Here is a 12,651-nt window from a genome sequence, read left to right as displayed (position 1 = left end):
ATTATTTAAATTAAAGGAGATTTCGAATGACTAAAATCATTCATGTAGTCGGTGCAGTCATACATAACGAAAAAGGTGAAATTCTTTGTGCGCGACGTTCGAAGAATATGTCCTTGCCAGGGTATTGGGAATTCCCAGGAGGTAAAATTGAACCAGGTGAAACACCACAAATCGCTTTGTTTCGTGAAATAAAGGAAGAACTGCATTGTGATATTGCAGTTGGGCAATTTGTTGAAGATACGATCTATGCATATAATTCAGATACAGTACGTTTAGCAACTTATTTTGCTGAAATCATTGATGGAACGCCAATTGCCTATGAACATAGTGAATTAAAATGGGTGCCATTTAAAGAACTTTATTCAATACAATGGGCACCTGCAGACATTCCAGCCGTTGAAAGGGTGATACGACTATGCAAGAAGGAATTTATGAGCAATTAATCAATAAAAAAATTAAAGCTGAATTAGACAATCTTCCAGATGTTTTTGCGGTGGAAAAGGAAAGTATAGATGAAGCTGAGGCAAGGGTACTTTTATCAAGTTACATCTCATCTGTCACGAGGAATGCGCTATCACATATTCGAGATGGTGGAAATAAGGAAGATGCACTCCTTAGACAAATACAAATTTGTAATGAAATAATTGAGGTACTTCACCAGAAATTGAATGATGATGATTTTGCGAGGCTTAAATTAGATGAGCACGCAGAAATTCTAACCTCGATATATAAAACAATTAACACAGCTCAATCCCTAAAAAAGAAAAAAGTGATTAGACCTGTTACACCTTTAACACAAAGCTCTTTATTCACGGGATCGCATGCCGAGCCTAACATGTTGGAAGAGTTGAAAAAGGAAATCGCCACTTCGGACGAAATTGAATGGCTTGTTTCATTTATTAAGTGGTCTGGTTTGCGCATTATTATTGAAGAGCTTCGTAATTTCACTGAACGGGGCGGTCGTCTAAGGATTATTACGACGTCATATATGGAAGCAACAGATTACAAAGCACTTCAAGAATTAAGCGAGCTGCCTAATACGGAAATTAAGGTTTCGTTGGATAAAGAAAGAACTAGATTACATGCAAAAGCATATTTGTTTAAACGAAAAACAGGATTTAGTACAGCTTATATAGGTTCTTCTAACCTTTCCAATCCCGCACTAACTTCGGGACTGGAGTGGAACTTAAAAGTTACGGAGAAAGATTCATTTGATATTATACGAAAGTTTGAAGCGACCTTTGAAGGATATTGGAATGACGAAGAGTTTAAAAGTCTTTCAGCTGATGAAGAAGAAAACTGGTCTAAAGTTCGCCAGTCTCTGATAAAGGAACAAGTTGCAGAGACGAAAGAACAGTATTTTCTCGATATTCGGCCATATCATTATCAGCAAGAAATTCTTGATGAATTAGAAGTTGAACGTACTGTACATCGGCATATGAAAAACTTAGTAGTGGCGGCCACAGGGGTTGGCAAAACAGTTATTTCCGCCTTCGATTTCAAGCGTTTTCTGCAGATGAAGCCGAACGCAAAGTTACTTTTTATTGCCCATCGGGAAGAAATCCTTAAACAAAGTATGTATACTTTCCGTGCTGTTTTGAAAGATGCTAACTTTGGCGAAATGTTTGTAGGTCGGTTTGAACCGACTTCATTTGATCAACTTTTTATGAGTATTCAAAGCTGGAATAGTCGAAAGATGAAAGAAAAAACTACTGCTGACTTCTATGATTTTATCATCGTGGATGAATTTCATCATGCTACAGCGCCAACTTACCGGGCCTTATTAGAGTATTATGAGCCAACAATTCTGTTGGGACTAACAGCTACTCCTGAACGGATGGACAACCAAAATGTACTTAGCTATTTTGACGACCGGATCGCATCTGAAATGCGTTTAACGGAAGCAATTGACCGTAAATTGCTGAGCCCTTTTCATTATTTTTGTGTTACAGATAATGTCGATCTCTCAGCTATTAAATGGTCAAGAAGAGGGTACGACACTGACGAGCTCACGAATGTTTATACCTCCAACGACCGTCGAAGTGATCTTATTATCCGTAGCCTCAATAAGTATGTTACTGCTCTAGATCAAGTGAAAGCGTTAGGATTCTGTGTGTCAGTCGAACACGCAATTTATATGGCCTCTTACTTTAACTCAAAGAAAATTCCTTCCATTGCTTTGCACGGGGAATCGTCTGATGAGGAGCGGAATACAGCAAAGCGAAAATTAGTAAGTGGTGAAATTAAATTTATATTTGTCGTAGATTTATATAATGAGGGAATTGATATTCCAGAAGTCAATACAGTTTTATTCCTACGGCCGACAGAAAGTCTAACTGTGTTTTTGCAGCAATTAGGACGAGGGTTACGTTTGGCTGATGACAAAGAATGTTTAACTGTTTTGGATTTTGTAGGACAAGCTCACGCCGATTATCCCTTCGAAGAAAAATTTCGCGCACTTGTCGGAAGGACAAAGCATTCCATCAAACACTATATTGAGAACGGCTTCTTTCATTTACCGAAAGGATCCGTCATTCAAATGGAGAAGCAAGCGAAGGAGTATATTCTACGAAATGTAAGAGAAGTGAGAAATACAAAGCAGAATTTGATTGCGAAGCTTAAATACTTCGAAGAAGATACAGGGGAAAAGCTTACATTATCAAACTTTCTTCAATATCATCATTTAACACTTGCAGATTTTTACGGGACAAGTAGAAATCGCTCATTTGAAAGGCTTAAGGTAGAAGCGGGACTCTCGGAAGATTTCCAAAGTGAGTACGAAGTTACCATTAATAGAAGAATTCAATCGCTTTTTCATTTGGATTCGATTGAATTACTAAAGTTCTTGAAAGGTTATTTGGAGAACGGATTAATTGAAAATGAAGAGCAACGCCGTATGGTGGGAATGCTCTATTATTCTATTTTCGATACTCCGCCAAAGAATTTTGAGTTTACTTCAATACACGAAGGTGTTCAGCAATTAATTTCAACGCCGGCAATTAGGCGCGAAATTCAACAAGTGCTTGATGTTTGTATGGGAAATATTCGATCGGTAGAAAAGCCATCGCCATTTAACTATGTATCACCGCTTCGAGTGCATGCACAATACACGACTGATCAAGTGCTCGCTGGATTCGGCTACTTTAATGAAGATGTTAAACCTGCATTTCGGGAAGGGGTCAAATATTTCGAGGACAAACAGACCGACATCTTTTTCATCACCCTCAATAAGTCGGATAAAGACTTCTCGCCTTCCACACAATACGAGGATTACGCCATTAGCGACAAACTGTTTCATTGGCAATCTCAAAATAAAACATCTGACACCAGTCCAACTGGAAAAAGATATATTAACCAACGAATTACGGGGAATAAAATAGCACTATTTGTACGGGAGTATAAACAGAAGGACGGTTACACGGCACCGTTTATTTTCTTAGGAACTGCTGACTATGTCAGTCATGAGGGAAATAAGCCGATTAGTTTTGTTTGGCGTTTGCATGAGGCGATGCCAGCAAAGTTAATACAAGCGGCGAATAAGAGTGTTTTATAATGATTACTAAGGATGTGCGACAACTCGTACAGAAGGAAGCGGACATGTTGCGTTAATCCTAATACATTAGAGTTTGTCTATCGGATTATTATTATCAGGTTCAATCAGGAAGAGATGGAATTAGAGATCCTGTTGGGCAGACTTCATTGTCCATCTCCAATAGAAACGGCAACCCCTACAACACTAGGCAACTAGGAACTTTAGTCATCAAGGAATTGAACCATAGAAGTTAATATCGTGTATGCAGCAATGAAGATTGGAGTGTTCAAACATGTTCATCGTCAACACGGAAGCAGCCATATACAAGGATGGTCGTTATTTACTATGCAAGCGGAGCGAGGAGGAAGAACACGAGCCTGGCGGGATTGGATTGGTTGGTGGGAAAGTTGAGCTTGTAGGGGCTTCATCGGACATTTTAGAGCGAACCATTGCGCGGGAAGTGAAGGAGGAAGTTGGGCTTGTTATTGAAGGGCGTCCACAATATGTGCATAGTACAAGCTTTGTAACGGATCAGGGGGAGCCCGTTGTGAATGTAATCTTTTTGTGTGAGGAATTTAGCGGTGAACCGTATGCGGCCAGTGCTGATGAGGTGGCGGCTGTCTATTGGATGACGCCTGAAGAGGTGTACGGGAATCCTGAGACTAAGGGTTATTTGAAGGATTATATCCGAAAGGCGGAAGCTGTTCGGGTTAAGGGGATTTCAATTTAATCAAATAGCTACGTATTGTGTAAAGTTGTCCTAATTATTTGGGGAAAAGCTGGGAGTGGGAACGTATGTATGGTAAAATAGAAGAGTAATAGAATAGGTGACTCAAGGATGATCGGCCATTTTCCCGTGAAGGGAGGTGGTCGATATGACAGTATTCGAAGCGCAGATGCTTGTGTATACATTTGCAGCACTGGTCGTAGCCATATTGTCATTTCACCATAAAAAATAACCCATCCTTGAGTTGACCGCTCTGATGGGTTATTCCTATCTACGCCGATCCCCTTAGGGAACCTACGCTATTATATTGACCGTTCAATGTGCAACCATTGGGCGGTCCTTTTTACTGTATACATTCTATACCCCTATTATACGTAGTTTATTCGAGTTGTTCAAGTCGTTCGAATGTATCGGAGACTGGTGGCTCATATTTTATTGATAAGGAACGGAAAGCCATTCGTAATCTGCCTAGGTATTTCAAAGGTGTGTTGGGAAAATTGGTGGATGAAACGTATTTCGAGGATATGTTTATGCTATTTGATGTGCCGGTGGAGGTGTTTTATTGGCCGGAGTAAGGGCGATGTCATTTATCGAACAGCTTTGAATAAAGGACTTTCAGGATAGTTGTAGAATGACTACTTTAGACGAGGCGTTTGGGGGGAGTTGCATGAAGAGTTTAAGGAGTTATATGCTGCATTTCTTATTGCTATTGGTACCATTCGTTTATGGATTTTTCGTAAATATAATGGTGATTCCTATGTTTCCTTTTATAATGCAATTTGTACTTTTAGTATTTTGGTTCTATGTAGGTGCTACATTTTCTAAATTGGATATGCCTGTTTGGAAGAGTTTTATTATAGGAAATTCAGTTTGGTTGATCTCATTCATCTTATTTGTTTGGCAGTTTGTCGTGCTGGATGGAGCTTCAAGAAGTATGGGGTTGGCATTGTTATCGCAGCACTATATGCTGGCATTTGTTTATGGGGCAGTGAGAGTGTTGCCATTCCTCAGTAACGGGACGACGATTATGTTTTGTGCATATATGTTGATGTTACTCACATTCACATTTGGATTTTTGGCAATGAAAAGAAGAAGGCGGGGTAACAGTGGTTCCTGAATAATCTATAGAATGAAATTCCTCGTATTGTCATTTCACCATAAAAAATAACCCATCCTTGAGATAGCCTCGCCGATGGGTTATTCATATATGTGCCGATTCCTTACGCTATTATATTCACTTTTTCTTCATACATAGACAACGCCTGTTGCAATGAATGCTGTTGCTCTTCATTCAACGGAATCATTGGCAAACGGACTCCGCCGACTGGGATTCCTATCAGATTCAAAGCCGCTTTGACAGGAGATGGGTTTGGTGCTGCAAAGAGTGCTTTCATCATAGGCACCAGTCTGCGATGATTGCTTGCCGCTTCAACAGTATTGCCTATTTTGAAGTTGCGGATCATCGTTTGCATTTCATTCCCCAGCACATGGGAGGATACAGAAACGACTCCTGTACCACCGATTGATAGGACTGGAAGTGTCAATGCATCGTCGCCGCTATATAATGAAAAACTTGGTGGTGTCTGCTCGATAATTTTGGCCATTGCCTCTAAATTGCCACTCGCCTCTTTTATGGAAACGATGTTTGGTATTTTGGAAAGGCGTACGACTGTATCGACATCTATGTTTACAACAGTGCGTCCTGGAACGTTGTACAGCATGATGGGTAAAGAGGTTGCCGCCGCAATTGTCGTGAAGTGTTGATAGATCCCTTCTTGGCAAGGATTGTTATAGTACGGAGAGACGAGCATGATCGCGTCGACGCCTACATCCTCTGCCAGCATTGTCAGTTCGATCGATTCTCTCGTGTTGTTCGAGCCTGTACCGGCAATGACCGGGACTCTTCCGTTTACTACATCAACTGTAAACTTGAATAATTTGACCTTTTCTTCACTCGTTAATGTCGGTGATTCTCCGGTCGTGCCTGAAACGACCAAGCTGTCCGATCCATTGGCGATTAAATGATTGATCAGGTTGCGTGTGGCTTCAAAATCAATTTCACCATTTGTGTCAAAAGGTGTTACCATTGCTGTTACGATTTGTCCGAAGTTCATTAGTTCTCCACTCCTATAATTAATTTTTTTGAAAAAAATTAGAGGGGAGAGGGCAGTTGAAAATGAACGCAAAAAGCAACAACGAGGGCTCGTTGTTGCTTGAAATAATAACTACATTATTTCATTGCATAAGATAGCCCTCCATATAGTTTCCTATATGACAATCCTGTGTTTGTTCAACCCAGAACCAGCTTCGAGATAAATGAGAGTCTCTCCACTTCGGCAAATTCCCCTTTCCACAACCTTCATAGGATCTCATTATCCTCGGATTGTATACTGATGGTCTTTGCGCCTCTATCCTTACTTCAAAACTTGCGAAATAAGATTTTGTTAAATTAAATATCAGTTTACATGCAATTCGATTTAATTGCAAGTGAAAAATGAAAATAAAGTGAATTCGAATATTACTTTAGACGTTTATTCGATTTTTAGGCCAGGCCCATTTGGAAAAGGAGATTCTATAGTCAGTAGAGAAGAATATAATAACATGCAGCAAAAAAGGAGCGAGCAGATAGTCGAAGGATTGAGGTGTTTCATGAATAACATTCAAAATAAGCAGAGGCTAAAAGAATTGCTTGTTGATTATGCAGTAATTCTTACTTACTTGGTTCTTTTGTTGATTGTCAACTTGGTGATCATATTTTTAATTCTAAAGGAAATTCCACAGTATACAGAGACGCAATCTCAACTTGTCGCAACATTTACATCGGTGATACCAATCATTCTAGTGTTTTCGTATTTGGATTACAAAGGTGGATCAATTGGAAAAAGAGCCGCTGGATTGCAACTGACGTACAACCAGCATAAATTCAGCTCAGCTATACTAAGAAATATTATCAAATTTTTACCGTGGCAATTTGGACATATAGGTGTGATCCATGGTGTGTATAGCGGTTTTGATATGATAGCAATCATTGTGGCAAACATTGGAACGTTGCTTGGACTCGTATTGTTGTGCATGGGCCTATTTCGTAAAGATAAACGTCATTTAGGTGATTTATTAGCAGGGACAAAAGTCGAGTTGCAATAATTTTTTTGGTGCCATTTATATGGTGCCTGTGCACGAAACAATTCAGACTATGCACTACAATTGTATATAATAGAATAGAGAAGCCGTTGAATTCAACAATTCAATGGCTTCCCCATGTATTTCTATTCATTTTAATGAATTGTCATAAATGCACCATGCACAGGCACCGACACAATTCCCGCACAATTCAATCGGCGGTTTTGAATTTGACGTCACCGACGCCGATGTCTACAGTAATGTCGATAATGACGTCTGCTCCCGCAAAGGCGTCGTTGACATAAACACCGTCGTTTTGCATGGTGAAGTCTTTCAAGTCAACCCGACCGATCCCTTTCGAAACGTTAACTCTGACGCCAGTCTGTTTTGGAAGGATGATTGTTACATCTCCAACACCCAGGTCAAAATCGGCTTTAAAGCCTTTGTTCCATTTACCGCTCATGTCGATAACGGATTCACCGACGCCACTATCGACTGATAGGTTGTTTAGTTGAAGGCCCTTCAGATTTAGTGTCGAAGTTGAAACGCCCATGTCAACGTCCAAGTCGATAGGAATCTCATTTGTCAGATGGAGGTCCCACTCGTTTTTCAGTTTTCGTTTATTGAAGCCGAACGTTGGTTTTGAGCCTTGATTGATTTTGACGTATCCGACATCCTTCTTTTTCTTATACGTTACTTTCGGTTCAAGTTTTTTGTGATTGTAGGAGAATTCCCCACTGACCCATCCCGGGGAACCGCCTTGGATGAATAGGTTGCCAACCCCGAAGTCAATGTCCACATCCAAAGCTTCAGCCTTGTCTTTTTCAATTGAAATTTCGTCATTCCCACTTGCCTTCGCAAACCATTTGTTATACCCGTAGATGCCGAAAACGACTAGAAAACCCGTCAGCAGTGCAATCCCTAATATCTTATTCATTTTCATTCTCCTTCTGCCCCATTTTATTCTATTCTACCTTATTCAATTGAAAAACTTACCAGTCGTATGATTGATTTTCACGTACGTCTTAGGACTGAGGGTAGATGCATCTTTTGTACAAGGCTACATGTTTTGTCGCGTACATTAATATATTGGTTAAAAGAGTGACGGAAGGATGAGTAAATGAAGCGGGTTCTTCTATATTCAGCAACGGTCTTCGTAGGGATTTTGCTTGGCATCATCATCACAATCATAATGGAATCCTAGTAATTCATAATGAAAAAACAGAACCTGCGGCTGCCGTAGGTTCTGTTGTCTTAAGAAGTGGTGACATATCGTTTACTATTCTTGTTTCGTATTGTTCTATAACTATAGTTCATTGAAAATAATAAAAACTGTACACTTACCTCTTGTCCTGTCGTCAAATCGACGTACTATACGGTAACGGGGGAATGGCGATTAATGAACATAGCCTAATCCGTCATCCCTTGCCAAGCAAAAAGGGAGGAGGTATGGACATGTCATTATTTTTTGAGGATGAAATTGAAAAGGTGAAGAGGAAAATTGGTCCTTCCGGGTTAAAGGAAATGATGTCGCAGGATCCTCGCCTGAACGGACAATTGGAAGAGCTCCGTGCGTTTCAACGTAGATACAGAGCGGAGCAGCGGGAGGCATCTCGCAGACGTCAGACGTATTATTACCATGCATGAAATCAATACAGCCCGCCAATCAGTTAGTCGATTGGCGGGCTGTCCTCTATAATGCGGGAACACAAGACCTAAGGCAGCTGCCATAGATTCTGTTTTTTCGGGGATGCTTATTGGAGGAGGTTTGCTTTCTGCTCAACTGCCTGGACAACGTCGTCAATCGACATGCCCTTCATCGTGATGACTGGAAAGTTGAATTCATGCGTGTTCCCTTCATTGATGGCACGGACGACACCGATATCATATCCGGTGACATCTTCATCTGTGGTAAACATTTTCGCTTCATAACCTTTTGCCACAAGTGCATTCATGACATCTTCATAAGGTTGTTCTACGGCAATTCTTGGCATTGGTTTTCCTCCTTTCATTTTTTGTTCAGCCTCCCCCATACAGTTCCCTGTATTTTTGAATTTATGAACGAGTCGCTTACGTGAATCGATTCGAATTGGGTATAACAAGGGTAAAGCGTCTATTATTTATAATGGAGAAACGAATCCCCATGTTGTAGGATGGGGAATAGAACCATGAGGTAAAACATGGAATTTTTATAACGGGAGTTGAAGACGATGACAGAGAGAAAAGGATTCGGATGGCGTTTCGATAATAGCTACACGCGTCTACCGGAGCCGTTCTACGCGGAAACTAATCCGGAAGAAGCGCCTTCACCGGAATTGGTTGTATTTAATCATCCATTGGCGGAATCGCTCGGACTGGATGCCGAGTTATTGGAAAGCGAAGAAGGCGCAGAGATTTTCGCAGGAAATATGATACCTGAAGGCGCAGAACCGATTGCACAAGCATATGCCGGACACCAATTCGGCCATTTTACGATGCTTGGGGATGGACGGGCCGTACTGCTTGGCGAGCAGATGACACCTGAAGGAAAGCGGTTCGATGTTCAGCTGAAAGGTTCGGGCAAGACGCCGTTTTCCCGTGGAGGCGATGGCCGGGCGGGGCTTGGACCGATGCTGCGTGAATTCATCATTAGTGAGGCGATGCATGCGCTTGGCATCCCGACGACGCGGAGTCTTGCGGTTGCTGTGACGGGAGCACCCGTCTATCGTGAGGAGACGCTTGAAGGAGCTGTTTTGACGCGTGTTGCGGCAAGCCACATCCGTGTCGGCACGTTCCAGTACGCGGCGGCGCGTGAAGTGGTTGACGATTTGCGTGCGTTGGCGGACTATACGATTGACAGGCATTACCCGGAAGTGGCAAATGACGCGAATCCTTACGTATCGTTACTGCAAAAAGTGATGGAAAGGCAAGCGTCGTTAATTGCCAAATGGCAACTGGTCGGTTTCATTCACGGCGTCATGAATACGGACAATATGACAATCAGCGGCGAAACGATCGACTATGGACCTTGTGCCTTCATGGACACGTATGATCCGGCGACCGTCTTCAGCTCCATCGACCGGCAAGGCCGCTATGCGTACGGCAATCAACCCGGAATTGCAGAATGGAATCTCTCGAGATTTGCCGAAACGCTTTTGCCGCTCTTCCATGAAGATCAGGAAAAAGCTGTCCACATTGCACAACAGACGCTTTCAGGATACGCAAGGCTGTATTATGGCCATTGGCTCAAAGGAATGAGAAGCAAGCTCGGTTTGTTCAATGAAGAAGAGGATGACGAAACGCTAGTGAAGGATCTGTTACAGCTAATGAAGGACCATCAAGCGGATTACACAAATACGTTCCGTGCATTGACAATTGGTGATCTGAACACGTTGCCGATGTGCAAGACGCCGGAGTTTGACGAATGGCATACCCGCTGGAAATCGCGGCTAGAAAGGCAGCAGGAATCGGAAGCTGCCGTTAAAAAGCTCATGCAAGAGAACAATCCATCCGTCATTCCGCGCAACCACCGCGTAGAAGAAGCATTGGATGCGGCAATCGAAGGGGACTTCGCCGTAATGGCAGAATTGCTTAATGCGCTTGAAGACCCGTACGCTTACACGGCTGAACAAGAAAAATACGTCGCGCCGTCTGCGGCGACAACCCCATACAGGACGTTTTGCGGAACATGATATCGGCAAACGCTCATAAATCCGTATAAGTGATCATAAATCGTGACAGGCGCTCATAAATCCGTATAAGTGATCATAAATCGTGACAGACGCTCATAAATCTGTATAAGTGATCATAAATCGCTGCAAACGCTCTTAAATCCGAATGAGCGCTCATAAAACTTTGCAGGCGCTCATAAATCTAATTAAGTGATCATATACTTCAAAAAGAGACCAAATCTTAATCGACTTGGTCTTTTTTTCAGTCGTTTAACGAAACGTATGTTCGTTTACGCTCCAAAAAAAATTACTGCTTTCGCAAATAAAGCGGATCAAAGAAAATCTCATATCCCTCATGAATTGTCGATACGCCAAACCGCGAATGGTAATGGGCAATGGAAGTCATCAAATATTCCTCCGTCACCTCAAGATGCGTGCACACTTCCTCAACCGTCTTAAAACCCGCTTCATAGCATTCGATCAATTTATCCAACGAAACGATTTTTTCATATCCCCATCTCCTCGCAGCCAGCTCCAACTTCAAATTCGTCAGCTTCTGAAGATCCGTAATATCGCCGTAGGTCGTTTCATAATGGCCGATTTCCTCCGCTAAAATGCAGTGCTTTTCATAATGGCTCCGATTTTTATCAATTAGTACGACTTCGTCCATATAAAGGCCAGCAAGACCTGATGGGAGTGTTTTGACTTCCTTGATGACCAAATGGGGGTATTGGGCAATCAGGGATTCATAGGTCATGGAACCACCTCACTTTCGTTGAGACTTGATGAATTGGATGTATTTTTTTATGTCCGCTAGCTCTTCCTCGGTCAGATCATCATCGAAATGGGCGGCAATCGTTTCAACCCTCGATGGCTTTTCCGGCATTTTCAACCCAAGCATTTGATCCAATGAAACATGGAATGTCTCCGCAATCGCCTTGATCATCCTTGTTTTCGGCTCGATTGAATCGGACTCCCACTTCGATACCATCCCTTTTGTAATCGAGAGACCTATCTTTTGATTGATCCGATCGGCAAATTCCTCTTGGGACAACTCGTGTTCGCTCCGGATCTTTTTAATTTCGCGGCCTATTGAATACATCATGAAACCCCCTGTTCGTTATAGTTATTATATACCAAAGTTTCTCGACTGACAACTAAGTTATTGCAAGTGAAACCAGGGCGTGATAAAGTATGGCTACTAGGTTTCATTAGTGAAACCATCACAAGGGGTGATTGTCATGATGAAGGAGGAAATGGAACATGTAGTGAAAAATTATCACTGGATGATCAACAGTATAAAAATCATCCGCATTGGGGGATCTTTTTATATTCCTAAAAAGGAGGATGGCCATGGCTACTAAAGAGCTGCTAAGTTATTTTTTGACACAGGGCCCGTTTGCCGTCCTATTCGTATGGCTGTTTTGGTATCAAATGAAAAGCAGTGAATCGAGGGAGAAGCGTTATCAGTTTTTATTGGAAGCGATGGCGCACAAATATGATGAGATTGTGGAAGAAATACGAGATGTAAAAGAGCGGTTGCCGAGGGAATAGGAATGGAAAAGGAAGAATGCCAAGAAAAGCCTGTGCATCAACTACTGCACAGGCGCTTATACATATCC

General features: G+C 41.9%; 14 protein-coding genes and 1 riboswitch. Of the genes, 9 read left to right on the top strand and 5 right to left on the bottom strand.

Annotated elements, in window-relative coordinates; all coding sequences use genetic code 11:
- Positions 1 to 26 precede the first annotated feature (26 nt).
- The 4 genes from M3191_RS08460 to M3191_RS08445 all read left to right on the top strand — a co-directional run bounded on the left by M3191_RS08460 (position 27) and on the right by M3191_RS08445 (position 5,376).
- Positions 27 to 443 (top strand): (deoxy)nucleoside triphosphate pyrophosphohydrolase, encoded by a 417-nt coding sequence (locus M3191_RS08460; protein WP_251699921.1) that lies wholly within the window; start codon positions 27 to 29, stop codon positions 441 to 443.
- Complete coding sequence (locus M3191_RS08455) at positions 416 to 3,553, top strand: DEAD/DEAH box helicase (protein WP_251699919.1); 3,138 nt, start codon at positions 416 to 418, stop codon at positions 3,551 to 3,553. The genes M3191_RS08460 and M3191_RS08455 overlap by 28 nt, the downstream gene beginning before the upstream one ends.
- 271 nt (positions 3,554 to 3,824) lie before the next feature.
- Positions 3,825 to 4,262: an NUDIX domain-containing protein gene (locus M3191_RS08450; RefSeq protein ID WP_251699916.1), complete on the top strand. Its 438-nt coding sequence runs from the start codon at positions 3,825 to 3,827 to the stop codon at positions 4,260 to 4,262.
- Positions 4,263 to 4,926: 664 nt separating this feature from the next.
- Complete coding sequence (locus tag M3191_RS08445) at positions 4,927 to 5,376, top strand: hypothetical protein (protein ID WP_251699878.1); 450 nt, start codon at positions 4,927 to 4,929, stop codon at positions 5,374 to 5,376.
- Between the two features lie 103 nt (positions 5,377 to 5,479).
- Here M3191_RS08445 and dapA read toward each other — a convergent pair whose 3' ends face one another.
- Positions 5,480 to 6,373, bottom strand: coding sequence for a 4-hydroxy-tetrahydrodipicolinate synthase (gene dapA / locus M3191_RS08440; protein ID WP_251699876.1), 894 nt, complete (start codon positions 6,371 to 6,373; stop codon positions 5,480 to 5,482).
- 126 nt (positions 6,374 to 6,499) lie between these two features.
- Positions 6,500 to 6,678, bottom strand: a riboswitch (Lysine riboswitch).
- A 230-nt stretch (positions 6,679 to 6,908) separates the two neighbouring features.
- Between dapA and M3191_RS08435 the strand changes: the two genes are divergently transcribed.
- Complete coding sequence (locus M3191_RS08435; RefSeq protein WP_251699871.1) at positions 6,909 to 7,403, top strand: RDD family protein; 495 nt, start codon at positions 6,909 to 6,911, stop codon at positions 7,401 to 7,403.
- Positions 7,404 to 7,590: 187 nt separating this feature from the next.
- On the opposite strand, the gene M3191_RS08430 is transcribed toward M3191_RS08435, so the two are convergent.
- The gene (locus M3191_RS08430) at positions 7,591 to 8,316 is read right to left on the bottom strand and encodes a toast rack family protein (protein ID WP_251699865.1); all 726 of its coding nucleotides are present in this window, start codon (positions 8,314 to 8,316) and stop codon (positions 7,591 to 7,593) included.
- A 518-nt stretch (positions 8,317 to 8,834) separates the two neighbouring features.
- Here M3191_RS08430 and M3191_RS08425 point away from each other — a divergent pair.
- A complete protein-coding gene (locus tag M3191_RS08425; RefSeq protein ID WP_251699859.1) occupies positions 8,835 to 9,026 on the top strand; it encodes a hypothetical protein in 192 nt (63 codons plus the stop codon).
- Between the two features lie 107 nt (positions 9,027 to 9,133).
- Here M3191_RS08425 and M3191_RS08420 read toward each other — a convergent pair whose 3' ends face one another.
- The gene (locus tag M3191_RS08420) at positions 9,134 to 9,373 is read right to left on the bottom strand and encodes a YkuS family protein (protein ID WP_251699854.1); all 240 of its coding nucleotides are present in this window, start codon (positions 9,371 to 9,373) and stop codon (positions 9,134 to 9,136) included.
- A gap of 216 nt (positions 9,374 to 9,589) precedes the next feature.
- Between M3191_RS08420 and M3191_RS08415 the strand changes: the two genes are divergently transcribed.
- A complete protein-coding gene (locus M3191_RS08415; protein ID WP_251699850.1) occupies positions 9,590 to 11,050 on the top strand; it encodes a protein adenylyltransferase SelO in 1,461 nt (486 codons plus the stop codon).
- 286 nt (positions 11,051 to 11,336) lie between these two features.
- Here M3191_RS08415 and M3191_RS08410 read toward each other — a convergent pair whose 3' ends face one another.
- On the bottom strand, positions 11,337 to 11,786 hold the full coding sequence (locus tag M3191_RS08410; RefSeq protein WP_251699845.1) for an ImmA/IrrE family metallo-endopeptidase: 450 nt from the start codon (positions 11,784 to 11,786) through the stop codon (positions 11,337 to 11,339).
- A gap of 9 nt (positions 11,787 to 11,795) precedes the next feature.
- Positions 11,796 to 12,131 carry a helix-turn-helix domain-containing protein gene (locus M3191_RS08405; RefSeq protein WP_251699840.1) on the bottom strand — a complete coding sequence of 112 codons (336 nt, stop codon included), beginning with the start codon at positions 12,129 to 12,131 and terminating at the stop codon, positions 11,796 to 11,798.
- Positions 12,132 to 12,270: 139 nt separating this feature from the next.
- Between M3191_RS08405 and M3191_RS18535 the strand changes: the two genes are divergently transcribed.
- Both M3191_RS18535 and M3191_RS08400 read left to right on the top strand, forming a co-directional pair.
- Positions 12,271 to 12,393, top strand: a complete 123-nt coding sequence (locus M3191_RS18535; RefSeq protein ID WP_285853268.1) for a hypothetical protein — start codon at positions 12,271 to 12,273, stop codon at positions 12,391 to 12,393.
- Positions 12,383 to 12,583 (top strand): BhlA/UviB family holin-like peptide, encoded by a 201-nt coding sequence (locus M3191_RS08400; RefSeq protein ID WP_251699836.1) that lies wholly within the window; start codon positions 12,383 to 12,385, stop codon positions 12,581 to 12,583. Before M3191_RS18535 ends, M3191_RS08400 begins: the two co-directional genes overlap by 11 nt.
- The last annotated feature ends 68 nt before the right edge of the window (positions 12,584 to 12,651 follow it).

This window comes from Sporosarcina luteola (genome assembly GCF_023715535.1).
GTDB lineage: Bacteria > Bacillota > Bacilli > Bacillales_A > Planococcaceae > Sporosarcina > Sporosarcina luteola_B.
This window is presented reverse-complemented; position numbering and strand designations above follow the sequence as displayed.

What these genes read in the sequence shown, in the direction of transcription:
- M3191_RS08435 (WP_251699871.1), top strand. Translation starts at nt 6,909, where the DNA reads ATGAATAACATTCAAAATAAGCAGAGGCTAAAAGAATTGCTTGTTGAT.
- M3191_RS08430 (WP_251699865.1), bottom strand. Translation starts at nt 8,316, where the DNA reads ATGAATAAGATATTAGGGATTGCACTGCTGACGGGTTTTCTAGTCGTT.
- M3191_RS08460 (WP_251699921.1), top strand. Translation starts at nt 27, where the DNA reads ATGACTAAAATCATTCATGTAGTCGGTGCAGTCATACATAACGAAAAA.
- M3191_RS08410 (WP_251699845.1), bottom strand. Translation starts at nt 11,786, where the DNA reads ATGACCTATGAATCCCTGATTGCCCAATACCCCCATTTGGTCATCAAG.
- M3191_RS08405 (WP_251699840.1), bottom strand. Translation starts at nt 12,131, where the DNA reads ATGTATTCAATAGGCCGCGAAATTAAAAAGATCCGGAGCGAACACGAG.
- M3191_RS08420 (WP_251699854.1), bottom strand. Translation starts at nt 9,373, where the DNA reads ATGCCAAGAATTGCCGTAGAACAACCTTATGAAGATGTCATGAATGCA.
- M3191_RS08415 (WP_251699850.1), top strand. Translation starts at nt 9,590, where the DNA reads ATGACAGAGAGAAAAGGATTCGGATGGCGTTTCGATAATAGCTACACG.
- dapA (WP_251699876.1), bottom strand. Translation starts at nt 6,373, where the DNA reads ATGAACTTCGGACAAATCGTAACAGCAATGGTAACACCTTTTGACACA.
- M3191_RS08425 (WP_251699859.1), top strand. Translation starts at nt 8,835, where the DNA reads ATGTCATTATTTTTTGAGGATGAAATTGAAAAGGTGAAGAGGAAAATT.
- M3191_RS08445 (WP_251699878.1), top strand. Translation starts at nt 4,927, where the DNA reads ATGAAGAGTTTAAGGAGTTATATGCTGCATTTCTTATTGCTATTGGTA.
- M3191_RS08400 (WP_251699836.1), top strand. Translation starts at nt 12,383, where the DNA reads ATGGCTACTAAAGAGCTGCTAAGTTATTTTTTGACACAGGGCCCGTTT.
- M3191_RS08450 (WP_251699916.1), top strand. Translation starts at nt 3,825, where the DNA reads ATGTTCATCGTCAACACGGAAGCAGCCATATACAAGGATGGTCGTTAT.
- M3191_RS18535 (WP_285853268.1), top strand. Translation starts at nt 12,271, where the DNA reads ATGATGAAGGAGGAAATGGAACATGTAGTGAAAAATTATCACTGGATG.
- M3191_RS08455 (WP_251699919.1), top strand. Translation starts at nt 416, where the DNA reads ATGCAAGAAGGAATTTATGAGCAATTAATCAATAAAAAAATTAAAGCT.